The 23,174-nt window shown below is 38.1% G+C and carries 27 protein-coding genes; 13 read left to right on the top strand and 14 right to left on the bottom strand.

Annotation, left to right across the window (positions count from 1 at the left end; genetic code table 11):
- Positions 1-7: 7 nt before the first annotated feature.
- From JEM65_RS02655 to JEM65_RS02595, 13 genes are all read right to left on the bottom strand, one after another.
- On the bottom strand, positions 8-643 hold the full coding sequence (locus tag JEM65_RS02655; RefSeq protein ID WP_233530494.1) for a LolA family protein: 636 nt from the start codon (positions 641-643) through the stop codon (positions 8-10).
- The gene (locus JEM65_RS02650; protein WP_199597002.1) at positions 633-1,400 is read right to left on the bottom strand and encodes a polysaccharide deacetylase family protein; all 768 of its coding nucleotides are present in this window, start codon (positions 1,398-1,400) and stop codon (positions 633-635) included. Before JEM65_RS02650 ends, JEM65_RS02655 begins: the two co-directional genes overlap by 11 nt.
- Positions 1,397-2,410, bottom strand: coding sequence for a beta-ketoacyl synthase chain length factor (locus JEM65_RS02645; protein ID WP_199597001.1), 1,014 nt, complete (start codon positions 2,408-2,410; stop codon positions 1,397-1,399). The genes JEM65_RS02650 and JEM65_RS02645 overlap by 4 nt, the downstream gene beginning before the upstream one ends.
- Entirely contained in the window at positions 2,407-3,597 is a 1,191-nt protein-coding gene (locus JEM65_RS02640; protein WP_199597000.1) for a beta-ketoacyl-[acyl-carrier-protein] synthase family protein, read from the bottom strand. The genes JEM65_RS02645 and JEM65_RS02640 overlap by 4 nt, the downstream gene beginning before the upstream one ends.
- 10 nt (positions 3,598-3,607) lie before the next feature.
- On the bottom strand, positions 3,608-3,865 hold the full coding sequence (locus JEM65_RS02635; protein WP_199596999.1) for a phosphopantetheine-binding protein: 258 nt from the start codon (positions 3,863-3,865) through the stop codon (positions 3,608-3,610).
- The gene (locus JEM65_RS02630) at positions 3,862-4,479 is read right to left on the bottom strand and encodes a 3-oxoacyl-ACP synthase (protein WP_199596998.1); all 618 of its coding nucleotides are present in this window, start codon (positions 4,477-4,479) and stop codon (positions 3,862-3,864) included. The genes JEM65_RS02635 and JEM65_RS02630 overlap by 4 nt, the downstream gene beginning before the upstream one ends.
- A gap of 6 nt (positions 4,480-4,485) precedes the next feature.
- On the bottom strand, positions 4,486-5,547 hold the full coding sequence (locus tag JEM65_RS02625) for a methyltransferase (RefSeq protein ID WP_199596997.1): 1,062 nt from the start codon (positions 5,545-5,547) through the stop codon (positions 4,486-4,488).
- Positions 5,548-5,553: 6 nt separating this feature from the next.
- Positions 5,554-6,699 carry a beta-ketoacyl synthase N-terminal-like domain-containing protein gene (locus tag JEM65_RS02620; protein ID WP_199596996.1) on the bottom strand — a complete coding sequence of 382 codons (1,146 nt, stop codon included), beginning with the start codon at positions 6,697-6,699 and terminating at the stop codon, positions 5,554-5,556.
- Positions 6,692-7,141 (bottom strand): acyl-CoA thioesterase, encoded by a 450-nt coding sequence (locus tag JEM65_RS02615; RefSeq protein WP_199596995.1) that lies wholly within the window; start codon positions 7,139-7,141, stop codon positions 6,692-6,694. Before JEM65_RS02615 ends, JEM65_RS02620 begins: the two co-directional genes overlap by 8 nt.
- Positions 7,142-7,143: 2 nt before the next feature.
- On the bottom strand, positions 7,144-7,572 hold the full coding sequence (locus JEM65_RS02610) for a hypothetical protein (protein WP_199596994.1): 429 nt from the start codon (positions 7,570-7,572) through the stop codon (positions 7,144-7,146).
- Entirely contained in the window at positions 7,569-8,444 is an 876-nt protein-coding gene (locus JEM65_RS02605; RefSeq protein WP_199596993.1) for an LpxL/LpxP family acyltransferase, read from the bottom strand. Before JEM65_RS02605 ends, JEM65_RS02610 begins: the two co-directional genes overlap by 4 nt.
- Before the next feature lie 88 nt (positions 8,445-8,532).
- A complete protein-coding gene (gene fabG / locus JEM65_RS02600; protein ID WP_199596992.1) occupies positions 8,533-9,273 on the bottom strand; it encodes a 3-oxoacyl-ACP reductase FabG in 741 nt (246 codons plus the stop codon).
- Positions 9,274-9,316: 43 nt separating this feature from the next.
- Positions 9,317-10,843, bottom strand: coding sequence for an HAL/PAL/TAL family ammonia-lyase (locus JEM65_RS02595; RefSeq protein ID WP_199596991.1), 1,527 nt, complete (start codon positions 10,841-10,843; stop codon positions 9,317-9,319).
- Positions 10,844-10,950: 107 nt separating this feature from the next.
- Here JEM65_RS02595 and JEM65_RS02590 point away from each other — a divergent pair, with 107 nt between their 5' ends.
- Together JEM65_RS02590 and JEM65_RS02585 are read left to right on the top strand one after the other, a co-directional pair.
- Positions 10,951-12,195 carry an NAD(P)/FAD-dependent oxidoreductase gene (locus JEM65_RS02590; RefSeq protein WP_199596990.1) on the top strand — a complete coding sequence of 415 codons (1,245 nt, stop codon included), beginning with the start codon at positions 10,951-10,953 and terminating at the stop codon, positions 12,193-12,195.
- Positions 12,196-12,499: 304 nt separating this feature from the next.
- The gene (locus JEM65_RS02585; protein WP_199597239.1) at positions 12,500-12,727 is read left to right on the top strand and encodes a PID-CTERM protein-sorting domain-containing protein; all 228 of its coding nucleotides are present in this window, start codon (positions 12,500-12,502) and stop codon (positions 12,725-12,727) included.
- Positions 12,728-12,729: 2 nt separating this feature from the next.
- Here the strand turns inward: JEM65_RS02585 and JEM65_RS02580 are convergent, their stop codons facing one another.
- Positions 12,730-13,320, bottom strand: coding sequence for a riboflavin synthase (locus tag JEM65_RS02580; RefSeq protein ID WP_199596989.1), 591 nt, complete (start codon positions 13,318-13,320; stop codon positions 12,730-12,732).
- Positions 13,321-13,455: 135 nt separating this feature from the next.
- Here JEM65_RS02580 and pdxA point away from each other — a divergent pair, with 135 nt between their 5' ends.
- The 11 genes from pdxA (at position 13,456) to JEM65_RS02525 (ending at position 23,044) form a co-directional block, all read left to right on the top strand.
- Complete coding sequence (pdxA, locus tag JEM65_RS02575; RefSeq protein ID WP_199596988.1) at positions 13,456-14,502, top strand: 4-hydroxythreonine-4-phosphate dehydrogenase PdxA; 1,047 nt, start codon at positions 13,456-13,458, stop codon at positions 14,500-14,502.
- Positions 14,503-14,575: 73 nt separating this feature from the next.
- On the top strand, positions 14,576-15,115 hold the full coding sequence (locus tag JEM65_RS02570; protein WP_199596987.1) for a YceD family protein: 540 nt from the start codon (positions 14,576-14,578) through the stop codon (positions 15,113-15,115).
- A 9-nt stretch (positions 15,116-15,124) separates the two neighbouring features.
- Positions 15,125-15,328: a 50S ribosomal protein L32 gene (gene rpmF, locus JEM65_RS02565; RefSeq protein WP_027127661.1), complete on the top strand. Its 204-nt coding sequence runs from the start codon at positions 15,125-15,127 to the stop codon at positions 15,326-15,328.
- Positions 15,329-15,506: 178 nt separating this feature from the next.
- Positions 15,507-16,502 (top strand): beta-ketoacyl-ACP synthase III, encoded by a 996-nt coding sequence (locus JEM65_RS02560; protein ID WP_199596986.1) that lies wholly within the window; start codon positions 15,507-15,509, stop codon positions 16,500-16,502.
- 36 nt (positions 16,503-16,538) lie between these two features.
- Complete coding sequence (gene accB, locus JEM65_RS02555; RefSeq protein ID WP_199596985.1) at positions 16,539-17,015, top strand: acetyl-CoA carboxylase biotin carboxyl carrier protein; 477 nt, start codon at positions 16,539-16,541, stop codon at positions 17,013-17,015.
- Positions 17,016-17,114: 99 nt separating this feature from the next.
- The gene (gene accC, locus JEM65_RS02550; RefSeq protein WP_199596984.1) at positions 17,115-18,467 is read left to right on the top strand and encodes an acetyl-CoA carboxylase biotin carboxylase subunit; all 1,353 of its coding nucleotides are present in this window, start codon (positions 17,115-17,117) and stop codon (positions 18,465-18,467) included.
- A gap of 168 nt (positions 18,468-18,635) precedes the next feature.
- Complete coding sequence (locus JEM65_RS02545) at positions 18,636-19,751, top strand: NAD(P)/FAD-dependent oxidoreductase (protein WP_199596983.1); 1,116 nt, start codon at positions 18,636-18,638, stop codon at positions 19,749-19,751.
- A 79-nt stretch (positions 19,752-19,830) separates the two neighbouring features.
- Positions 19,831-20,529, top strand: a complete 699-nt coding sequence (mtgA, locus tag JEM65_RS02540; protein ID WP_199596982.1) for a monofunctional biosynthetic peptidoglycan transglycosylase — start codon at positions 19,831-19,833, stop codon at positions 20,527-20,529.
- On the top strand, positions 20,519-20,980 hold the full coding sequence (locus JEM65_RS02535) for a 3-oxoacyl-ACP synthase (protein WP_199596981.1): 462 nt from the start codon (positions 20,519-20,521) through the stop codon (positions 20,978-20,980). The genes mtgA and JEM65_RS02535 overlap by 11 nt, the downstream gene beginning before the upstream one ends.
- Positions 20,981-21,218: 238 nt before the next feature.
- Positions 21,219-22,328, top strand: a complete 1,110-nt coding sequence (locus JEM65_RS02530) for an NAD(P)/FAD-dependent oxidoreductase (RefSeq protein ID WP_307810538.1) — start codon at positions 21,219-21,221, stop codon at positions 22,326-22,328.
- The gene (locus tag JEM65_RS02525; protein WP_199596980.1) at positions 22,325-23,044 is read left to right on the top strand and encodes a methyltransferase domain-containing protein; all 720 of its coding nucleotides are present in this window, start codon (positions 22,325-22,327) and stop codon (positions 23,042-23,044) included. The genes JEM65_RS02530 and JEM65_RS02525 overlap by 4 nt, the downstream gene beginning before the upstream one ends.
- The last annotated feature ends 130 nt before the right edge of the window (positions 23,045-23,174 follow it).

Raw genomic sequence — 23,174 nt, 5'->3', positions numbered from 1 at the left:
GAGGTTTTTAATTTATAAAAGCATTCTCAGAAACTGGTGTGTTTATTTTACGGTTGGCGAAGGTTATTAAGGTATAATCATTATTTGGCTCAATCAATTTCACCTCTTTGACTTCCGCATCAGACTTAGAAAATTTAAGTTCAAAAGACGCTATAAACTTTTTCATACGCTTGTCTTTCGGAACAAATGTCACCAAATAGCCTTCTTCAAATTTGAAATAGGCCAAATCAAACTGAGTCTCATCAAACATATCGCCTTTAATACTGTTGACAATGAGTGTGTTTAAACTTTTAAAGATTTTATTGGAGCTCAAGTCGATTTTATCTTTTTTACCTTCATTGTTCACCAGGAGTTGATCATCTTTAAAGATAGCAATATTTTGATACGGTTTGACATATTCCCATTTGACCAGGTTTGGCGCTTTATACACCAACTTTCCTTCAGAGGAAATGACATTGTCCAACACGCTTAAATGTTTGGTTTGGGTAAAATCGCTGACAATGGTTTGGGTGCTTTTTGCCGTGTTTTCAACCTTTGTTTTGAATTCTGTTTGTTCAGATGCCGTCAGTTTTGTTTGTGCCATCCCATTAAACGCAAACATAATGGTTAAGGTTAAAGTGAAAAGATACTGTTTAATTTTCATTGAGAAGTTCATTTATTGTGACCGCTTGATAGGCTTGTTTTTGGAGAACTTGCAATAAATGTTCCAAAACAGGCAAAACGTTGGTTTGTTTATCGTGCAACAAAATAACCGCGCCTGGTTTAAGCTGTTTGGTGATGTGTTTAACGATGAATTCTGGGTTCTTGGTCACCGTATCGAAGGACCGAATGCTCCACCCAATCACTTGATGTTCAGTTATTGCTAATGCCTGCGCCAGTTTGGGAGTGGTGACACCAAATGGCGGACGGAAGAGCGTTGGTTTTTTACGCGTAATTTTATGAATGGTATTGTCGGTTTGTTTGATTTCATCGAGCCAATTCTCTGCCGAATTAAAATCGATCATCAATTCGTGAGAAAATGAATGGTTTCCAATATCGTGACCTTGAGCAACGATAGCTTTGAAAATTTCTGGATACCTTTCAACATGTTCACCAATACAGAAAAAGGTGGCTTTGGCGTTATACTGCTTCAGAATATCCAATACTTTAAGGGTAAACTCCGGGTTTGGGCCATCGTCAAAAGTAATGGCGACATTCTTTTTGGATATATTTTTATTTGAAGTAAACGCTGTCACATAAAAACCCCAACTCATATTAAAACTCGCTAAGGCTATTATTGAAAACCAAAGGATTAATAACAATATATACCACCACAGTGCGATCCCGACGGTCGTATCGAGAATGACCAAGAGCAAAAACAGGCTTATGGTTACGAAACTGGTCATTTTGAAATTTTTCATCGTTTTAATAGGATAAAACTATGGTCGCGTCCTTTAAATTGATTGTAAAGTAAAATGGTACTGATTTTAGATTTCGTCTCCCCTTTATAAATTAAAGGTTTTGGTATGTGCTGACGATTCAGAATTCTAAAAGCGGTCCATAAACTAAAAGATGACGCCGTATAAAACTCGCCAATCAAGTGTTTGTAGTGAAGTTCAGTGGGGTTTTTAAATAATGTAGAGATGCTGTCGTAATAGGGATCAAAAACATCCCCATTTCTACCGGCAATCAACACATCAATATCAGACGCTTGAACCTCATTATTATTTAAAAAGCCATTTAATTTTTGTTGTATCGTGTTTTCCGAAGCAGTACTACAAATGTCCATATCCACTAATTGAATGGCTTTTGCTTCTGAAGACACCACAAAAAACGAAGCGCCTTCCCCAAACGGCACTTGAATACCATTAGTGTTAGCATCTTCCATGTGTCGTACATGGCTGATAATTTCGGTGCCCAGTTCGTCAACACCGCCCACTAAAACATGTTTTGCTTCCTCTTGTTGTAATAGTAATTGTGCATCCAACAATGCCGATTCAAAAGACAAGGCAGCATGCACATAGGTGTTGTTGTAAGCTTTACATTTAAGTCCCAAGGCAATTTGAGCGCCAACCGTGTTGTGGGTGGATTGGATAAAAGCGGTAGGGGTTAAAAATTCTTCCGCATTGCCAATAATGGAATTAAGAAATTTTTCGGTGTCTTCAATACAGCCCATTCCTGTTCCGGTGATGATGGCATCGGGTTGCGTCAATTGTGCGTTATACAGTGCTTTACTTGCGGCTGAAACACCCATTTTGACACCCGTTGCCATACGTCTCGAGGCCATTGGTGCTATAAAATCTTTATAATTTGGATATTGTGCAGGCACTGTACTTCCTGAGATAGGTTTCATATCTTCCAAAAATCCGTCGCTATCAAAGGTGTTTTGAGCTGAAATACTGACGGCGCTATGGAGATATACGTTTTTCATGCCTTCGAAAAAATAAGTGTGGAGCAGTTGCCTCCAAATCCAAACGAATTGGACAAGATATGTTGCACCTCTATTTTGACTACTGAAGTTACTGGTTTTAATCCCGTTTCAGGCATTGGCGACTTAAAATTTAGATTTGGAAAAATAGTTTGTTCTTGTAGGGCGATGATTGCAAAAACGGCTTCAACCACGCCAGCCGCTGCCAAGGTATGCCCGGTAAATGATTTGGTAGAACTAAAATCAGGAACATGGCTTCCAAACACCCGCTGCAGGGCAACGCTTTCAGACAGATCATTATTTGGGGTTGCGGTGCCGTGGGCATTGATATAATTGATGTGTTCAGGAGTTAGTCGCGCCAATTCTAGCGCTTTTGTCATCGCTAAAAAAGCACCTTCGCCATTTTCAGAGGATGCAGTTTGATGAAAGGCATCGTTGGCATTGCCGTATCCAGAGAGAAAGGCCAATACTTGCTTTTGTTCTTTTGCAATCACGTCGTCAGATTCTAAAACCAAATAGGCGGCGGCTTCTCCAAGGTTCAAACCTTTACGATTGGCATCGAATGGCGCACAATGGTCATCAGATTGGATCATTAAAGTTTTAAATCCGTTGATGGTAAATTTTGATAAGGCATCCGTGCCACCTACCACAACCCGATCCAATTTTCCAGCTTTAATTAAGCGCGCACCCAACATAATCGCATTGGCGGCAGATGAACATGCTGTACTGATAGTAGTTACAAATTCCGTGATGTTAAGGGCATCCGCTATTTTTTGAGTGGAATCTCCCGCGTGATGACTCTGAATGTATTTTTGTGCCTCAGGGTCGGTTGCAAATTGTTTTAAATAGAGTTCCGTCATATCCATCCCGCCAACAGTAGTGGCTGATATGAGTCCTGTTCGGTATTCGGAAATAGCACTGATTTGGGCATCTTGGAGAGCTGCTCTAGCCGCAAAAAGTCCCAATAAACCGGTACGGGTATAATTGTGGTCTTTGGGAAGTTGCAATTGTGTGGTTAAGTCCGCATTTGAAAGCGTAATCTCACCAACTTTAATTTGATCCGAATGTTTGGTTTGAATATGCTTTAGCGTACCAATGCCACTTTTTGGAGCCAATAAAGACGTCTTGCTCTCTGCAACGGAATGACCAATTGCAGAAATTATGCCCATTCCGGTAATCGCAACGCCCATAGTTTTGGTCTTATTTAGCTCTCTTGTCCGTAATATAATCGGCCAACACAGCCACAGATTTAAAAATCTCTTTTCCTTCTTTGGGGTCCGTCAATTGGATGCCGTAATCTTTATCCAACATCACAATGAGTTCTAAAGCATCAATGGAATCTAATCCTAAACCATCACCAAAAAGCGCGTCATCATCAGCAATATCAGCAACCGTGAACTCTTCTAAATTCAATTGCTCTATAATCTTCTCCTTCAATTCTTGTCTTAACTCTGTCATGTTTTGTATAATCTCTTAATGTCGTTAGGGCTATGTGCAATAATACCATTTTCTGCTACCAAATATAAGAAAGCTTCGTAATTTTTATCATCAAAATCGATCCAACCACATAAGACTTTTTCGGCTTTTTTTCGCTTTAGAAGACTCTGTGCGTTGATCCATAAATGATCGGCATTAAAGCGGTCAAAGATAAAAAAACAATTCTCAGAATGAAGCTGGTGTTTGATGCTAATTTCTCCCATACAAATGTTTGGCAAAGTGTAGACAAAAACCGACGGACTTGGGAAAAAGTTGTCAGGGTCAGTGATGGAAGCTTGATAGGTTCTATCGGTATCTAGACTTGAGGCCTTGTTTGATAATATAATGGCAATGTTGTGTTCTGTTTCTACGGATAAATTGGCGTTTTTTAAAAGGACATCCGCTGCTAAAAATGCCAATTTACTCAAATGGTCCATTTTGTAAAATTTGGGATAAGCGGTCTCCAAATGTTGTACGGCACTTTTTATAAATGCTGAAAATTCCTGAATGGGACTTGCATACAGGAGCTTCCCATTTAAAAAAACACTGCTGTTTTTAATGTGACAATAGGATGATATATGATAGGTTTGTTCCAAAAATTCTTAACTTTTTTTACAGACGAGCATGGTATGATATTCACCAAGTGCTAAATCTTCTTCGATGGTTAGTCCAGCCTTTTCAATCAATGTTTCAAACACCGTAGCAGGATACATTTTACTGTTGCCATTGGCCATCACTGTAAAATATAGCGATGTGGCTTCGAGGATGAATTTTGACATCGGGAATTCCTGACGGTCGGTAAAAGTTTCAATGATGATCAATTCTGTATGTGCATCCATAGATGCGACACATGTGGATAGAATTAACAAAATTTCATCTTCTGAAAAACAATCCAAAAACTGACTCATCCAAATCACGTCCGCGCCTGTTGGAATTTGAGGGTTTGGTTTTAGCCAATCAATTTCCTGTCCGCTAATGCGATTAGCAAAGCCTGCATCTTTAATGTTTTTTAAAGCTTTATTCAACTGTCCAGGTAAATCAATGATTTTTACCTGAATATTGTCGTCATAATTAAAACATTGTAACGCAAACTTTCCAGTATTGCCGCCAATGTCGAACAAGAACTTTGGTTGGTTTTTAAACACACGTTTCAAGGCTTCTTCAAAAATGCCATCCGAATAAAAATGGTCAAATTCAAACCACGATTGTTGTTCTTTTGGTGTCAATTGCGAAAGGCCCTCATAAATAGTATCCCATTGTCCCAGCTCTTTTAAACCTGAAGGTTCTCCAGTTTTGATGGCCTCATCAAGATGAAACAAACCTTTGTAACAAATGTCGTGCGTAAAGTTTAGGTTGACGTTGACGTCTTTACTGTAATTTAAAAAATAGCCTGTTTTGGTAAGTTCGTAAATGCCATTTTCAGATGTACTGACAATACCGGCGCTTTCAGAAAATTCCAAAAGCACACCAAGTCCGTAGCGACTGATGGAGAGTTGCTCAGAAATATCGTCAATGGTGACGCCTCCGTTGTGGCGCCTATCAAAAATCAGGTCAAACACGCCCAATTTTTTTAAGGTGACTGATGATTGAAATATAAAAGGTGCGAAGGCTATTTTTTGTGCTTCCAGTAAAGCATCTGCGGCTCTAAGTTCTTTTTTCGACATAAGGGGTTATGATAATGTTCTGAAGAGTACTGCAGTATTGCAACCTCCAAATCCAGATGCGGTTTTTAAAAATGTTCGTAATTCTTTTGTTGTTGTTTCTTTGATAATGTTCAGCGGTTTTGAGACACCTAAGGTTTCAAATCCAGCGCAAGCAATTAAGGTGTTGTGATGTAATGATTGCATGCCAATTATGGTTTCCAATAACCCCGAAGCACCCAAGGTGTGTCCGAAATAGCCTTTTAAACTGTTTAGTGGTGTGTCCTGCAATCCTAATCTGTTGAATGCGATGGCTTCCATTTCATCATTAAAAAGCGTGGCTGTTCCATGGGCTGAAATATAATCGATAGTGTTGGAATCGATGTTCGCTTCTGCCAAAGCCGATTGTACACTTCGATACAAGCCTTCGCCAGTGCGCGACGGCCCAGAGATATGGTTGGCGTCATTACAGCTGGCTTCGCCCAAGAGTTCCACAGCGTCTTCAGAGAGATTATTTTTGTTTGAAGTTATCAATACGCTAGTAGCCACTTCGCCTAGGTTTATTCCTATCCGGTTTGTATCATAAGGTTTACTAGGAGCGTCACTCAAGGCATGGAATGAATTGAATCCAGAAATCACGAAATCAGAAACCAAATCTCCAGCAACCACAAAAACCTGATCGTAAATTCCTTCTTGAATGTAGCGTTTGGCAATAGCAACCGATAAAATCCCTGAAACACAGGCGTTAGAGATAACAATCGCCTCATTTTTGAAGCCAAAATAATTTTGGACAATTTTTCCTAGTTCACTCAAATACGCACGTTCTTGGGGAAATTGGCTTTGGGGACCCAATACGTCGATATTTCCTTTGGTGGTGGAGATGATGAGTCCGACACGGTCAGAGAGGTCAATTTCTGAGGCGTTTAAGGTTTTAGAAAGTGATAACAGCAACATCTTTTCTAGACGGGTGTATTCAGTGTTCGGTTCTAAAGTTTGAAATACAGAATTTAAGATTTCGGTTGGGATGACGGCTCCAAAAAATGGTTTGTAAAAACGAGAAGTATCTTCTACAAATTGAATCGCACGTTTTCCTTTCTTGAGATCCTCAAAAACGGTCGCGCTGTCAAACCCTAATGACGACGTCATATTATGGTATGATATATAGCACTTAGTCATGCAATAATGCGTGTTTTTCTTTCCAACTTTTATAGAATTCTGGCAGATTTAATGCCATATCACTCGTATCAAAATTGGTGAACACTTGAGTGGTTTCGCCGGTGCAGACTGTTTGGCCTTTTTCGTTTGTAATTCGGTAAGCGAACATGAGTTTTGCTGCCCGCGAATTGAGGTATGTCGTTTCAACTGTGGCCACCTCGCCATAACGTAAGGGCAATTGGTGTTCTAATACTGTTTTCACAATAGGAGTCGCATATCCATGAGTTTTTGCATCAAGATAAGTCAATTCAAAAGCCCTACCAAAAGCTTCACGACCTTCCTCAAAATATTTGACGTAGTGGCCATGCCAAACAATATTTAAAGAATCGACCTCACTAAATCGCACTCGGATTTGATGGGAAATTTTCAATGAAGAATTTTCCTGTTTTTCTGACTTTTTCATTTTTATACGTTAAGCACGAGATTCATTTCGGCGTTGGCAATTTCAATATTGCCGTTAAATATAGAAAGTTTTACGGTGGTGAGATGCATTAGTTCATAGACAATAGCAACTTCAGTTTTTAGACATTCATTTACTTTCGGCAATTGCTGAATGCTTAATGTTTTGATGGAGGCGATAAAGCCTTCTTTTGCAGGTTGATTTTCGGCATAATTTTTATAACCGGTGTATAAGGCCGCGGCTTGCGCCATATGTTCAATTAATCCGGTTTCTGAGAACTCATTATTTGCTACAAATAGATTATCCTTTAATATGGTAAAGCCTACGGTGGCTCTCCCTGCTGAAAATTCTAATAAAGAATCTACCATCATCATGGGTTCACGATGCGGCAGTAACTTTTTTATGCTTGTTATGTCAGTAATTGGTGTTTTCATTTTTTATCGTCCCAAAAATCATAAAAATTAAACCATTGCAACGGATATTTCGCGATCATTTGCTCCACATTTTCGGTATATTTTTTCAAGAGGTCATTCATGTCGCCTTTGTTGTAATCTATCCATTTGGCGTATAAATGATAATGTCTTTTTGGTTCTCGCATCACATATACAAACAACACAGGAACTTTCAACCGACTAGCTAAGTAGAAAGGCCCTAAGGGGAATTTTGCTTTTTTACCGAGCAACGTTTCCTCCAAACATTTGGTGTTATTCATATACCGATCTCCAGCAATACAAATAATCCTGTTGTTGGCCAAAGCTGCATTAATTTCAAAAATATGCGACAAATCATCCTTTACAACAATAAAATGGGTTTCTTTTTTTACATATTGCCCCAGATAGTCTTTTATTTCCTCATGATCTTGGTCGGTAATCACAATGCTAATCGAATCCTTTGCCAATCGCTCTTTGAAAAAATACTGTGCCAGTTCAAAATTACCAATGTGGGCACTGATTAGAATGCCGCCTTTGTTCATGGCTAAAACTTCAGCAATTTTAACTTCACCATCAAATTCATAAGTATAATTGCTTCTAAGACCCGAAGAAATGGCTATTTTATCAACTAAGGTCTGCCCAAATGTATAATAGGTTTTATAGATGCTCACCATGGTTTTCAATCGCGAATAGTGGAGCCTGTTTCTGAAATAATAGCGTAAACCGCGCACATTTTTTCCAGAAAACAAACAGAAATAAGGTACAGGAAGGTGCATCAATGCATAGGCCGCGTTAATTCCGAAATTCTTTATAAAAAACACGAAGACCTTAAAACCGAAAACAGTGCCCCTCGATTTTCCATCCCATTCTGCCATTTTGAGTGTGATATTTGGGCTTGATGTAAGCGCATTATTAAAGCGACAAATTTACGTGAATTTTTCGGTTCTGAAATGGTAGTAGATATTAGTGAATTCCACCAGTAATACCAATGACTTCACCGGTAATATAGGATGCTTTTTTCGAAGACAGGAACGAGACTAAATGCGCAACTTCTTCAGGTTTTCCAAAACGATTGGCAGGAATCATCTTTTTAAGAGTGGCTTCGTCCAAGTCTTCTGTCATATCTGTTGTGATGAATCCAGGAGCCACGGCGTTTACGGTGATGTTGCGTTTGGCAACTTCTTGCGCTAATGATTTTGTCGCTGCGATAACTGCGCCCTTCGCAGCGGAATAATTAGTTTGACCAGATACACCTTTAAGCCCAGAAATAGACACCATATTAATGATGCGGCCATAACGGTTCAACAACATTTTTTCGATAAGCTGATTGGTCACATTGAAGAATCCGTTTAAACTGGTGTTGATGACGTCATTCCATTCTTGAGGTTTCATCCACATAAACAGCCCGTCTTTGGTAATACCGGCGTTATTCACCAATACTTCAATGATGGCATCTGACTGTTGTTCCTGCCAAGTGTTTAATGCTGTTTGAACACTTTCGAAATTGGAAACATCAAACTGTATGATTTGCCCAGAACCTCCAGCGGCTTCGACCTCTTTTAAAGTTTGAAGTGCCGCTTCTTTATTGGCGTTGTAATTGATGAGAATTTGATAGTCTGAATCTTTGGCGAGTTGAATGCAAATAGCTTTCCCAATGCCTCGAGAACCTCCGGTGATTAGGGCGTATTTATTTTGTGTGGACATAGATTAGTTTTTGATTTCCTACAGAATATATCTGTGAAAAATTTTAGCCTTGTTGATTCATAAGAAATGCTTTAACCGCATTCACATACGGATACATCACAACATCTTCCTTAAAAATAGGAACAATCTCACGAATGGCATCATAAGTCGCTCGTGTTTTTGAAGAGACAGCCTCTTTTACGTCCAAATATTCAATAGCCTGAACTATAGTAATCAACTCGATGGCTAGTACTTCGTAGGTGTTTTCAATTACTTTTTTGGTAATCAGAGCAGCGTTGGTGCCCATGCTCACAATATCCTGATTGTCATTGTTATTGGGAATACTGTGTACATACATTGGGTTGGATAACATTTGGTTTTCGGCCGTCGTTGAGGTGGCGGTAAATTGAACGCCTTGCATCCCGAAATTTAATCCGAGTTTCCCCAAGTTAACAAAAGGGGGTAAAATGTTGTTGAGACTAGGATTGAGCAAATAGTTTAACTGGCGTTCGGCAAGCATAGAGGTCTTGGTTACCACCAATTTTAATTTGTCCATTTCCAAAGACACATAATCGCCGTGAAAATTCCCACCATGATAGACATTTTTATTTTTGACATCCACTATAGGATTGTCATTGGCAGAATTGGCCTCTTCAATTAAAATAGTTTCTACCTGATTGAGGGTGTCCAAAACAGGTCCTAATATTTGCGGCACACAACGTAAGGAATAATATTCCTGAACTTTATCTTCAAAAATAAAAACATCTTGAACGTCATTATACAAATGGTGTTCGCGTTTTTTTATTAAGCTGCTGTCTTTTAGATGGGCGCGCATGAGTTCTGCAATGTCACGCTGACCTTTATGTTTCTTGGTTTGATTCAATTCAAAAGAGAGGTGATCATCATAAGCTTTTACAATTTCATTAATGGCTGATGATGCGGTTATCGTCCAATTTAATAGCTGACGTGTGTAAATGGTGTTGACAATGCCAATACCTGTCATCACCGAAGTGCCGTTCATAAGGGCCAAACCTTCACGCAGCTCGATGGAGATGGGTTTTAGATTTTCCATTTTGAAGACCTCTTCTGTTGGGTGTCTTTTGTCCTTATATATAACCTCGCCTTCGCCAATCAAAACGAGTGCTAAATGCGCCAATTGTACCAAATCGCCGCTCGCACCAACGCCACCATGTTCATAAATGACAGGTGTAATGTCTTTATTGATCAATTGCACCATCAATTCTACAACCGACTTATGCACGCCAGAATACCCTAAACAAAGTGTGTTCAGTCGTGCCAACATGGCTGCTTTAACATAAAGCGGAGGAATTGGGTTCCCCGTTCCTGAAGCATGACTCCTTATTAAATTGTATTGAAGTTTTTGGCGCTCTGAATCTTCAATTTTATATTGGGCCATTGGGCCAAAGCCTGTATTGACGCCATAAATAATTTTGTTTTGTGAAAAGGTTTTTAAAAATTCAAAACTTTTTTCAACCGTTTCAAGTACGTTTTCGTTAATTTGAATGGATTGCTTTTCAAATAAAACGTGTTTGAAATCATCAATTTCTAGGGTTCCGTTAAGTGTGACCATTTAGAGCGTATTCACAAAGTTTTTTAAATAGTAGAATAACCAGAAGTAAAGTGGTTATTTTTGTGCTACAAATGTAAAATAATAAATCATTTAAATCCATTTGCAGTATGAAGGATGTTCAGGTTGATGTTTTGATTATCGGTGCAGGACCATCAGGTTGCGTGGCGGCAGCTTATTTACATAAGCATCAGGTGAATGTAAAAGTGGTTGAAAAAAATGTGTTTCCTAGGTTTGTTATCGGAGAAAGTTTATTGCCACGCTGCATGGATCATTTTGAAGAAGTGGGCTTATTGAACGCCTTGATTGCCCAAAATTTTGAGATTAAAAGTGGTGCACGATTTATTAAAGGTGATACGATTTGTGAATTTGATTTTGCGGAAAAATATACTGCAGGCTATGATTGGACCTGGCAAGCGCCGAGAGCAGACTTTGATTTTGCTTTAACTGAAGAATTGAAAAAGCAAGGTGTAGACATTGCTTTTAATCAGGAAGTGGTAGCTGTAGAATTTGATAAGGATGGGGCATCACAAACAACGGTGAAGACGGAAAATGGGGATGAATATAATATAAAAGCCAAATTTATCATCGACTCTAGCGGTTATGGGCGGGTTCTGCCCAGATTATTGAAACTTGATAAACCTTCCACAATTCCTGAACATTCGTCAATATTTAGTCATGTAAAAGAATTATATCGTCCACAAGGGACGGAAGGTACGTTTATAACCTTTGACGTGCTCGATACAGACACTTGGTTTTGGGTCATCCCGTTTAGCAATGGCAACACGAGTATTGGTTTTGTGGGTAAAACAGACTTTATCAATAGTTTTGAAGGAACACCCGAAGAACGTTTGGCTGAAATGTTAAAGAAATCGTCCTATTATTATGAGCGATTTAAAAATGTTGATTTTCTGTTTGAACCTAAAATCATTCAGAATTATTCTAAATCGGTAACCCAACTTTATGGGAAAGGCTATGCTTTAACCGGTAACAGTGCCGAATTTTTAGATCCTGTATTTTCCTCCGGTGTTACGTTTGCTACGGAATCTGGATTAAAAGCAGCCAAATTAATCACTAGAGAATTGAATAATGAACCTGTTGATTGGGAAAAAGAATATGCCGAGTATATAAAAAAAGGAGTCTCAGTATTTGCTTCCTACGTTAAAGAATGGTACACGGGAAATTTACAGACCATATTTTTTGAGGGTGCAGATAACAAGGAAATAAAACGCCAGATTTGTGCGGTATTGGCTGGGTATGTATGGGATGAGACGAATCCTTTTGTGAAAAATCATCATCGATTGATCAAGACAGTGGCTAATATTATCCGTTTAGAAAAGAGGTCTACCCAATAATAGTGTCTATTTTATCTAACTAATTCACGGTTCAAGAAATAATTTCTATTGCACATAATCTCAATTACTTTTTATCGTTCAATTTATGTATTCTAACTAAAATCCGAGCAGATAATTGTTCCCCGTATTAATTGTTGCTATTTTTAGGTAGATAAATAGTAGTGTTGGTCAAAATAAATGTTTGATATAGACAAAGTTACTGCTTCAAAATTAGAACTACATAAATACGTTTAAACCTGATTCTCTCGCGTGTTTTTTAGGTTTTATTTCGCTAAGGAAATTTATTTTTTATATTTGCTCGATAATGATTGTCCACAACAAAAAAAATATTGCAACCACCTTGGCGCTGTGCATAAGTGTTATTAACGCTTTTGCCTATATTCAGGAACCACCGATGCCTGAAGCGAGAGATGGTGGTGGTCCTCCTCCTCCTGTAGGCGTGCCCATCGACAATGGTATACTCATCTTATTTGCAGTTGCTATCATTTATGGAGTCTATAAAATCCTAAAACGTTCTAAAAAACAGGTTTAAACTTACAATTTCAGCTCATAAAGTCTTTTTATATATTTCCCTAAGACATCAAATTCCAAATTCACCACACTACTCTCTTCCAAAGTTTTAAAGGTTGTATGTTTATAGGTATATGGAATAATCGCCACGCTAAATTCGTTTTTCTTACTGTTGACTACCGTAAGGCTGACGCCATTGACTGTTATGGAACCTTTTTCAATAGTCATATTATTTAAAGAAGGATCATATTCAAAAGTAAACAACCAACTCCCATTTTGAAATTCGATAGATTTACAAACGGCAGTTTGGTCTACATGACCTTGTACGATATGTCCATCTAGCCTGTCGCCAAGCTTCATGGCACGCTCTAAATTAACTTCAGCACTCACATTTAAGTCACCCAAATTGGTTTTAAGTAGTGTTTCTCTGATTGCCGTAACCGTATAAAGGGCATCGTTTAAAGAGGTTACTGTTAAACACACACCGTTGTGAGCAACACTCTGGTCAATCTTCAATTCTGAGGTAATATTGCTTTTTATGGTGATGTGAAGGTTGTCATGATCTTGTTCTAAATTTGTAATGACTCCTAAATCTTCAATGATTCCAGTAAACATAATGTCGAATAATTGGTTAAATTTGCATTTGTGCAATGGTTTACAAAGATATGACTTTAATGAGTATTAGAGGTTGAAGTCATTTAGAAAGCACATTTAATCCGAGTGCCATTGTCAAGTATAATAAAAATTAGAATGAAAAAAGACGAGCGAATTAAAGTAGGAATTTCCATAGGTGATTTAAATGGTATCGGATCAGAAATTATCTTAAAGACTTTTGAAGACTCTAGAATGCTTGAATTTTGTACCCCTATTATTTTTGCCTCGATTAAAACGATGTCTTTTTTCAAAAAGCATTTTGATAGTGCCATCAACTTTCATGGCATTAACGATTTGACTCAAATTATTGATGGTAAAGTGAACGTGTTGAATGTTTGGAAGGAGAATGTGGACATCGCTTTTGGGGAAGAAGACTTGAAAGCCGGAGAATACGCAATAAAATCTTTAGAGAAAGCTACTGAAGCTTTAAAAACTGATGTTATAGATGTGTTGGTAACCGCTCCTATTAATAAATTGACAATTCAATCCGATACATTTAAATTTCCTGGGCATACAGATTACTTAGCCAAGGAACTCGGCGGAAACAGTCTTATGTTTATGGTTACTGATAAACTTAAGGTAGGATTATTGACGGACCATGTTCCGGTTAAAGACGTCCCGCAACATATTACTGCAAAGCTCATTGAAGAGAAAGTGCAAACCGTTTATGACTCTCTAGTAAAAGATTTTAGGGTCAACCGACCAAAAATAGCCGTAATGGGTATCAATCCACATGCAGGGGATAATGGTGTAATTGGGGGAGAAGACGAGAAAATACTCAAGCCAACACTTCTAAAAATTAGAGAAAAAGGCAAATTGGTATACGGCCCTTACGCTGCTGATAGCTTCTTCGGATCTAAAAACTATAAAAATTTTGACGCCATTATTGCCTCCTATCATGATCAGGGGCTCATTCCGTTTAAAACCATTACTTTTGGCGAGGGCGTTAATTATACTGCCGGACTTAATAAAGTAAGAACGTCGCCAGATCATGGTACGGCTTTTGAAATTGCTGGAAAAGGGACCGCAGATGAAACTTCTTTTAAAGAAGCGGTGTTTACTGCCATTCAGATTTTTAAGAACAGAAAGGAGTATCAAGAGCTTTCTAAAAACCCTTTAAGAAAAGCGTCCAAAAAGATATAAACATTTTTTGTTAATAGCTTCTTTCCAATACAAAAATATTTTCTATATTTGCAGGCTCAAAATGAATGCGATCATGAAGCCTTTGAAAGAATACGATATACAGTTTGTAGGTCTAAAATTAGGAAAGCACCATTTTGATTATCAAATTGGTAAGGAGTTCTTTGAGCATTTTGAGTACGATGATTTTAATGATGTAAATGTAAAAGTGGACTTGCTTTTTGAAAAGAAAACAACATTTTTAGAGTTGCATTTTGAAATTTTGGGCACTGCAAATATCAATTGTGATACTAGCAATGAGCCCTACAATCAAGAAATTGAAGGCGAATTTAATTTGGTTGTCAATTTTGGAGAGGAATATAATGATGAAAATGAAGACATTTTGGTGCTGCCCCATGGAGAGTATGAAATTAATGTGGCCCAAAATATTTATGAATTGATAATTTTATCAATGCCAATTAAACGGATTCATCCAGGAATAGCAGACGGCACGTTGCAGTCAGAAGTACTTAAGAAATTAGAAGAGTTGAGCCCTAAAGGCTTGGAAGAAAAAGAAAAGACAGAGGAGATTGATCCTCGTTGGAATACATTAAAAAAACTATTAACGGATAAATAACAATTTAAAATGGCACATCCTAAAAGAAAAATTTCTAGAACTAGAAGAGATAAAAGAAGAACACATTACAAAGCAGTAGTTCCTACAATTGCAACGTGTCCTACTACAGGGGAAGCACACTTATTCCACAGAGCTCATTGGCATGAAGGAAAACTTTATTACAGAGGTCAAGTGCTTATCGACAACTCTGAAAAAGAGGAAAATTTAGCATAATTACTATGCATGCATATAATAAAACGCTCAATCTTGAGCGTTTTTTTGTGTTTAATTTTCGAAAGTCTTAAAAACAACTTAATTTGCATCATATCTGACTAAGTTTTAGTAAATTCATTAATTATTTACTGCTTTTGACTGCTTTCAGTCAAATTTTAGGTCATTCTAATATAAAATAATGAGTAAAATCACTGCTGCAATTACTGCCATAGGTGGATATGTACCCGAATATGTATTGACCAACCAAATTTTGGAAACTTTAGTTGATACAAATGATGAATGGATAACCAAAAGGACAGGAATTAAAGAAAGAAGAATCCTCAAAGAAGATGGCAAAGGCACTTCTTATTTAGCCATCAGAGCCGCTCAAGACCTCATACAAAAGAAAGGGTTGGACCCTTCTGAAATAGAATTGGTAATTGTTGCAACCGCAACACCCGACATGAAAGCTGCTGCTACAGCTGCTTATACCGCCACGCAAATAGGTGCTATAAATGCATTTTCATTTGATTTGGAAGCGGCATGTTCAAGTTTCTTATACGGTATGTCTGTTGCTGCGCGCTATATTGAATCTGGAAAATATAAAAAAGTCCTTTTGATAGGTGCAGATAAAAACTCGTCAATGATCGATTATAAGGACAGGGCTACCTGTATTATTTTTGGTGATGGCGCAGGTGCTGCGCTGTTTGAGCCAAATATGGAGGGCTTCGGACTTCAGGACGAAATATTAAAAAGTGATGGCAACGGAAGAGAATTTTTACAAGCCACCCATGGTGGTTCTTCGTATCCTCTAACCCCCGAAGATGTAGCACAAGGCAAACACTTTATTTATCAGGAAGGAAAAATGGTATTCAAGAATGCTGTGTTTAACATGGCTGATGTTACTGAAAAAATATTGGAGAGAAACAATCTGGTAAACGATGATATTGCTTGGTTGGTAGCACATCAGGCCAACAAACGTATTATTGATGCCACCGCCAACAGAATAAATCTTGATGAGAGCAAGGTGATGGTGAATATCCATAAATATGGAAACACGACGTCAGCAACACTGCCGTTACTATTATTTGACTACGAGAAGCAACTAAAAAAAGGCGATAAATTGGTATTTGTGGCTTTTGGAGGTGGTTTTACTTGGGGCTCAGTTTACTTAACATGGGCGTATGATTCATAAACTAACTAACTTTAAAATATTTAAAATTCAATTATTATGGATATAAAAGAAATTCAAAACTTAATCAAGTTCGTGGCTAAATCTGGCGCGAGTGAGGTTAAATTGGAGATGGACGATATCAAAATTACCATTAAAACTGGTAGTGATGATAAAGGAGAGTCCACAACTTATGTGCAACAAATACCTATGGGGCAAGCTCATATTGCACAAGCTCCTGCACCGGCACCTGCACCAACGCTAACACCAGTGCCTGTAGTAGATGAAAATTCAAAGTACATTACCATTAAATCTCCAATTATTGGAACGTTCTATCGCAAGCCCTCTCCAGACAAGCCAATGTTTGTAGAAGTAGGTACTGCAATAAAAGAAGGTGATGTCTTATGTGTTATTGAAGCAATGAAATTATTTAACGAAATTGAATCTGAAGTATCAGGTAAAATCGTGAAAATTTTAGTTGATGATTCTTCTCCAGTTGAATTTGATCAACCATTGTTTTTAGTAGATCCATCATAACCAATTGGAAATTCCAATAAACAAATCCCAAAATCCAATACATGGAATTTGGTACTTGGTCTCGATAGCTATCGGGAGAAATTTTTAATTTGAAATGTTATGTTTAAAAAAATATTAATAGCCAATAGAGGTGAAATAGCATTGCGTGTTATTAGAACCTGCAAGGAAATGGGCATAAAAACAGTAGCGGTGTATTCTACAGCTGATGCAGAAAGTCTACATGTAAAGTTTGCTGATGAAGCCGTTTGTATAGGACCTCCTGCAAGCAGCGAGTCTTATTTAAAGATGTCCAACATTATTGCTGCAGCAGAAATTACAAACGCTGACGCCATACATCCGGGTTACGGGTTTTTATCTGAAAATGCTAAATTTTCAAAAATATGTGAAGAGCACAATATCAAATTTATTGGTGCTTCTCCAGAAATGATTGAGAGAATGGGAGATAAGGCATCGGCCAAATCCACCATGAAGAAAGCGGGTGTCCCTTGTGTGCCCGGAAGTGAAGGTATCTTGAAATCTTTTGAGCAAACCGAAATTTTGGCTACTGAAATGGGGTATCCTGTGATGTTGAAAGCCACTGCAGGTGGTGGAGGTAAAGGAATGCGCGCCGTATGGAAGGCAGAAAACCTTAAAACAGCCTGGGATTCTGCGCGTCAGGAAGCTAGGGCAGCTTTCGGAAATGATGCGATGTATCTCGAAAAACTTATTGAGGAGCCACGTCATATCGAAATACAGATTGTTGGTGATTCTCGCGGAAAAGCGTGTCATTTATCAGAACGTGACTGCTCCATTCAGCGCCGTCATCAAAAGCTGACTGAAGAAACGCCATCTCCATTTATGACCGATGAACTTCGTACTGAAATGGGATTAGCCGCAGTAAGAGCAGCAGAATATATTAAATATGAGGGTGCAGGAACTATAGAGTTTTTGGTGGATAAACACCGTAATTTCTATTTTATGGAGATGAATACCCGTATTCAAGTAGAACATCCAATTACAGAACAGGTGATTGATTTTGACTTGATTAGAGAGCAAATTATGGTGGCAGCAGGCATCCCAATCTCTGGAAAAAATTATACTCCAAAATTACACTCTATAGAATGTCGTATCAATGCGGAAGATCCGTATAACGATTTTAGACCTTCACCAGGAAAAATAACCACACTTCATGCCCCTGGAGGCCATGGTGTGCGATTGGATACACACGTATATTCAGGATATACAATACCTCCAAACTACGATTCTCTGATTGCGAAGTTGATAACCACGGCGCAAACGCGTGAAGAAGCTATCAATAAGATGAAACGTGCGTTAGATGAATTCGTGATAGAAGGTATCAAAACAACCATTCCGTTCCATAGACAATTGATGGACCATCCAGACTATTTAGCTGGTAATTATACCACCAAATTTATGGAAAGCTTTAAAATGGAAGCACCGGTTGAAGAATAACATTAAAACTCCGAAAGTCATTTTCGGAGTTTTTTTATGCTCGTGTGCCAACGTTGAGAAATAAAATTCTTACTAAATTTCTAACCTCCTAAACTATCTAATAAGTACAATGATTTTTTAAAGAGCGAGTTTATAATTCTTACTTTTATAACCTTAAATACTACCACTATGAATCTTTCCTATTGGGAAATAAAGAGCTATCTCTCCAACATTGATTACACTATTGTGGGCAGTGGCATTGTTGGACTCAATTGCGCATTACGATTGAGACAACGGTTCCCGAAAGCCAATATTCTCATTTTAGAACGAGGCTTTTTGCCTCAAGGCGCGAGTACAAAAAATGCAGGATTTGCCTGTTTTGGAAGTCTCAGTGAGATTCTGGATGATTTAAAATCGCATTCAGAGGAAGAGGTTGTGGATTTAATCCGAAAACGACGTAGCGGTTTAGACCTGTTGAGACAAAGCCTATCAGATATTGCTATTGGTTACAAACAACATGGCGGCTATGAGTTATTCGACCATAAGGATGATGAAGGCTATCACCGTTGCATGTCGCAAATGGGAAACGTCAATGCAATATTGAAACCTTATTTTAAGGGTGATGTGTTTGAAGTTAAAGAAAATACGTTCAACTTTAAAAACATTCAGAAACAACTTTGTTTTACACCCTTTGAAGGGCAAATTGATACCGGTAAAATGATGCGCTCACTTACGGATTTGGTGTTGCGTAAAGGGGTATTAATTCTTAATTCAGTGTCTGTTGAGCATTTTGAAGAGTTGAATAATCGAGTGCAGATCAAAACCAATCACTTCGAATTTCAATCGAAACAACTGTTAATCTGTACCAATGGTTTCGCATCAAAACTAATTGACGTCCGGGTAAGACCAGCCAGAGCACAAGTTTTGATTACAAAACCTATCAAAAATCTACCTATTAAAGGCACATTTCATCTCGATGAAGGGTATTATTATTTTCGTAATATTGATGATCGAATTTTATTAGGTGGCGGACGTAATCTGGATTTTAAAACTGAAGAGACAACAGAAATGGCCCAAACGGAACTTATCCAAAACAAATTGATATCACTTCTAAAATCAACAATTTTACCACAGACTCCGTTTGAAATTCAGCACCAGTGGAGTGGAATCATGGGAGTTGGTAGCACTAAAAAACCTATTGTAAAACCCTTAAGTACAAACGTCTTTTGCGGCGTCCGTTTAGGAGGTATGGGTATTGCCATAGGAAGTCATGTGGGAAGGGAATTGGCTGACTTGGTGAATTGACGGGTTATTATACTTGCCTAAATTTTTTAATTATTGGTCGTAATAGTTCCACACAAATCGTTTGAATCCATTCATTATTATGATAAAAAAGACACTCAAATTCTTCTTTAAAGTTATTTTATGGCTTTTGGCTATACCACTCATGGGGGTTGTCATTTACAAATGGGTGCCTGTACCTGTAACACCTTTAATGGTGATCAGATATATTGAACAAAAGGGAGCAGATACCAAAACCGTTTGGAAACATGATTGGGTGCCCATTGAAGAAATTTCTAAAAACTTACAGTTGGCGGTAATTTGTAGTGAAGATCAAAATTTTGTAAAACATAATGGTTTCGATATGGAGGCCATTGAGAAAGCTTTTGATAATAACCAAAAAGGAAAGAAGGTGCGAGGTGCCAGTACCATCAGTCAACAAACGGCCAAAAACGTGTTTTTATGGCCGCAACGGAGCTGGGTCAGGAAAGGAATGGAAACTTACGTCACATTTCTAATCGAGTTGATTTGGACCAAGGAGCGTATTATGGAGGTATATTTGAACAGTATAGAAATGGGCAACGGTATTTATGGTGCTGAAGCGGCATCGCAGTATTGGTTTAAAAAATCGGCTTCAAAATTAACCAAGAGTGAGGCAGCTGCTATTGCGGCAATTCTGCCACGACCTTTAAAATACCGTGCCAATCCAGCCACACCTTATATTGCGGGGCGTAAATTATGGATTGTTAGACAAATGGGTTATCATGGGGGTTTAAATTATGATTTAAAAGATGAAAAGTAACTCCCCACTGAAGCAAGAGCTATACGCCCAATGCGTTGATTTTGTAAAAGCACGCTATACGAACATACACACCCAGATCAGGGAAATTCAAGCAGCGCTGACTTCGGAAACCAAGAGTAGTGCCGGGGATAAGCACGAAACGGGAAGAGCAATGCTACAATTGGAGCGTGAAAAAGTGGGGCAGCAATTGGCGGAGATAGAAAAAGTTATGGAAAATTTATCTAAGATTGATATTACCAAATCAACAGAACTTGTCAGTTTAGGAAGTATTGTGTTCACCTCTCAATCCAACTATTTTATAGCAGTTAGCGCAGGACAATTTAGAGTTAATTCCGACTCTTTTTACGCCATCTCACCCAATACACCAATTGGTTTAGCACTTACTGGAAAAAAAGAGGGAGACCAGATTATTTTTAGAGACCAACAATTTATTATAGAGGCTATAGAATGAACAACCTCGACCCAGGGTACGAGGTATCAAGTATAAGTTCNNGCTTCGCAACTTTTAAAAATTCAGTTTCACTAATTAAAATTCAGCTCGCATTTGTCTTCTGTTCTAGTGATTTGAAACTAAAATAAAACACTATTCTCTGACTATCACAGTATCTTTTTTAGTAAAAACCCTTTATCTTTAATAAAAATTAATTGCTAAATCATCTTGTCTGGAAAATAAAGGAACCACTTTTGATGTGCTGATTATTGGAGGCGGATTAGCCGGTCTTACAGCAGCGATCCATTTACAAAAAACAGGAATTAGTGTCGTTCTCATTGAAAAAAATACCTATCCCAAGCACAAAGTTTGTGGGGAGTATGTTTCCAATGAAGTGCTGCCGTATTTACGTTTTTTAGGGATTAATGTCTTTGATTGTGGAGCGAAAAAAATCAACAGACTCCAAGTGTCGAGTGCCAAAAGTCAATTAATTTCAGCTGATTTGCCTTTGGGCGGATTTGGAATCAGTCGCTACGCTTTGGATGAGGCACTATTTTTAAAGGCTAAAGAAGAAGGTGTGCATATGGTTCAGGATACAGTAGTGCAAGTGCAGTTTTTGGATGAAAAATTTACTGTAGACACCAAAGAAAACGGACGCTATAAAGCGAAAATCACCATTGGCGCCTACGGCAAACGCACTAACCTAGACGTTAGTTTAAATCGTACGTTTATCAAAAATAAATCGCCTTATTTAGCCGTAAAAACGCATGTAAAAGGCGACTTCCCTGATGATGTGGTGGCGTTGCATAATTTTGAAGGGGGTTACTGTGGGGTGTCTAAAGTGGAAGATGACAGTATTAATGTGTGTTATATCACCAATTTAGCAGCGTTTAAAAAATATAAGGACATTGAGGAGTTTCAACAACAGGTACTTTATAAAAACAACCACATAAAAACGATTTTTGAAAATACCACGCCAGTGTTTGATATCCCATTAACCATCAGCCAGATTTCGTTTGACCGCAAACCACCGGTAGAAGAGCATATGATCATGTGTGGCGATTCCGCGGGAATGATTCACCCTCTTTGTGGCAACGGCATGAGTATGGCTATTAGAAGTGCTCAAATAGCCTCAGAACTTATTCTTGACTATTTTAAACATACCATTTCCAGAAGCACTTTAGAAGTATCCTACGCGAAAGCTTGGAATCAAAATTTCAAAAATCGGTTGAAAGTTGGTCATTTCGTTTCTAAATTATTCAACAATAGTACACTTTCAGAAACAGCGCTTATTACACTAAAAAAAATGCCCTTCTTGATGCCTTTTATTATTAAGCAAACCCACGGAAAACCGATGCTTGTAAAATGAGTTTTTTAATCGACACTAGGCATCGGACTGAAGCGGAAGAGATCATGGATGATTTTTCCATTCATGGCCCTGTACTTAATGATACGCTAAACAAATTGGCAACGATTAATAAATTTTTAGGTGGGAATGCGGTGACTATTAATGGACTGAAAATACTTTTGAAAGACCAACCAAAAACGCAGCCTATCACAATTATCGACCTGGGTTGTGGGGGTGGTGATATGTTGAGAGCCATTGCAAAATATGCTAAAACCGAAGGGTATCGGTTTCAGTTGATAGGCATAGATGCCAATAAAAACACTACGGATTATGCTAAAACTATTTCTGCAGAGTATGAGAATATTGAGTTTCTTAATATTGATGTGTTTTCTGAAAGATTTAAAACGCTGCATTATGATATTGTGATTAGCACGTTATTCCTGCACCACTTTAAGGAACATGAATTGTTGCAACTATTACGTCACCTATTTAAAATAGCAACGATTGGCATCGTGGTTAACGATTTACACAGACACCGATTGGCGTTTTATTTGTTCAAGCTGATCACAATTCCTGTAAACAATAAAATGATTATTGAAGATGGGTTGACGTCCGTATTGCGGGGCTTTAAAAGAAAGGAACTGGTTGAATTATCATCACAACTAAATAGTAAGTATCAACTCAAATGGAAATGGGCGTTTAGGTATCAGTGGGTGCTTAGGAGGTTTGAGGTTTGAGGTTTGAGGTTTGAGTTTCAGGTTTGAGGTTTCAGGTTTCAGGTTTGAGGTTTCAGGTTTCAGGTTTCAGGTTTCAGGTTTCAGGTTTCAGGTTTCAGGTTTCAGGTTTCAGGTTTCAGGTTTCAGGTTT

Origin of the sequence: Gelidibacter salicanalis (assembly GCF_016469035.1) — a bacterium.
GTDB lineage: Bacteria > Bacteroidota > Bacteroidia > Flavobacteriales > Flavobacteriaceae > Gelidibacter > Gelidibacter salicanalis_A.
Note: the sequence above shows the minus strand (reverse complement) of the source record. Positions and strands in the feature narration are given on the sequence as shown.

What these genes read in the sequence shown, in the direction of transcription:
- mtgA (WP_199596982.1), top strand. Translation starts at nt 19,831, where the DNA reads ATGATAAAAAAGACACTCAAATTCTTCTTTAAAGTTATTTTATGGCTT.
- JEM65_RS02650 (WP_199597002.1), bottom strand. Translation starts at nt 1,400, where the DNA reads ATGAAAAATTTCAAAATGACCAGTTTCGTAACCATAAGCCTGTTTTTG.
- JEM65_RS02620 (WP_199596996.1), bottom strand. Translation starts at nt 6,699, where the DNA reads ATGACTAAGTGCTATATATCATACCATAATATGACGTCGTCATTAGGG.
- JEM65_RS02560 (WP_199596986.1), top strand. Translation starts at nt 15,507, where the DNA reads ATGAGTAAAATCACTGCTGCAATTACTGCCATAGGTGGATATGTACCC.
- JEM65_RS02610 (WP_199596994.1), bottom strand. Translation starts at nt 7,572, where the DNA reads ATGAAAACACCAATTACTGACATAACAAGCATAAAAAAGTTACTGCCG.
- JEM65_RS02635 (WP_199596999.1), bottom strand. Translation starts at nt 3,865, where the DNA reads ATGACAGAGTTAAGACAAGAATTGAAGGAGAAGATTATAGAGCAATTG.
- JEM65_RS02535 (WP_199596981.1), top strand. Translation starts at nt 20,519, where the DNA reads ATGAAAAGTAACTCCCCACTGAAGCAAGAGCTATACGCCCAATGCGTT.
- fabG (WP_199596992.1), bottom strand. Translation starts at nt 9,273, where the DNA reads ATGTCCACACAAAATAAATACGCCCTAATCACCGGAGGTTCTCGAGGC.
- JEM65_RS02615 (WP_199596995.1), bottom strand. Translation starts at nt 7,141, where the DNA reads ATGAAAAAGTCAGAAAAACAGGAAAATTCTTCATTGAAAATTTCCCAT.
- JEM65_RS02625 (WP_199596997.1), bottom strand. Translation starts at nt 5,547, where the DNA reads ATGTCGAAAAAAGAACTTAGAGCCGCAGATGCTTTACTGGAAGCACAA.
- JEM65_RS02640 (WP_199597000.1), bottom strand. Translation starts at nt 3,597, where the DNA reads ATGGGCGTTGCGATTACCGGAATGGGCATAATTTCTGCAATTGGTCAT.
- accC (WP_199596984.1), top strand. Translation starts at nt 17,115, where the DNA reads ATGTTTAAAAAAATATTAATAGCCAATAGAGGTGAAATAGCATTGCGT.
- JEM65_RS02580 (WP_199596989.1), bottom strand. Translation starts at nt 13,320, where the DNA reads ATGTTTACTGGAATCATTGAAGATTTAGGAGTCATTACAAATTTAGAA.
- JEM65_RS02585 (WP_199597239.1), top strand. Translation starts at nt 12,500, where the DNA reads ATGATTGTCCACAACAAAAAAAATATTGCAACCACCTTGGCGCTGTGC.
- rpmF (WP_027127661.1), top strand. Translation starts at nt 15,125, where the DNA reads ATGGCACATCCTAAAAGAAAAATTTCTAGAACTAGAAGAGATAAAAGA.
- JEM65_RS02570 (WP_199596987.1), top strand. Translation starts at nt 14,576, where the DNA reads ATGAAGCCTTTGAAAGAATACGATATACAGTTTGTAGGTCTAAAATTA.
- pdxA (WP_199596988.1), top strand. Translation starts at nt 13,456, where the DNA reads ATGAAAAAAGACGAGCGAATTAAAGTAGGAATTTCCATAGGTGATTTA.
- JEM65_RS02655 (WP_233530494.1), bottom strand. Translation starts at nt 643, where the DNA reads ATGAAAATTAAACAGTATCTTTTCACTTTAACCTTAACCATTATGTTT.
- accB (WP_199596985.1), top strand. Translation starts at nt 16,539, where the DNA reads ATGGATATAAAAGAAATTCAAAACTTAATCAAGTTCGTGGCTAAATCT.
- JEM65_RS02595 (WP_199596991.1), bottom strand. Translation starts at nt 10,843, where the DNA reads ATGGTCACACTTAACGGAACCCTAGAAATTGATGATTTCAAACACGTT.
- JEM65_RS02645 (WP_199597001.1), bottom strand. Translation starts at nt 2,410, where the DNA reads ATGAAAAACGTATATCTCCATAGCGCCGTCAGTATTTCAGCTCAAAAC.
- JEM65_RS02605 (WP_199596993.1), bottom strand. Translation starts at nt 8,444, where the DNA reads ATGGCAGAATGGGATGGAAAATCGAGGGGCACTGTTTTCGGTTTTAAG.
- JEM65_RS02590 (WP_199596990.1), top strand. Translation starts at nt 10,951, where the DNA reads ATGAAGGATGTTCAGGTTGATGTTTTGATTATCGGTGCAGGACCATCA.
- JEM65_RS02525 (WP_199596980.1), top strand. Translation starts at nt 22,325, where the DNA reads ATGAGTTTTTTAATCGACACTAGGCATCGGACTGAAGCGGAAGAGATC.
- JEM65_RS02545 (WP_199596983.1), top strand. Translation starts at nt 18,636, where the DNA reads ATGAATCTTTCCTATTGGGAAATAAAGAGCTATCTCTCCAACATTGAT.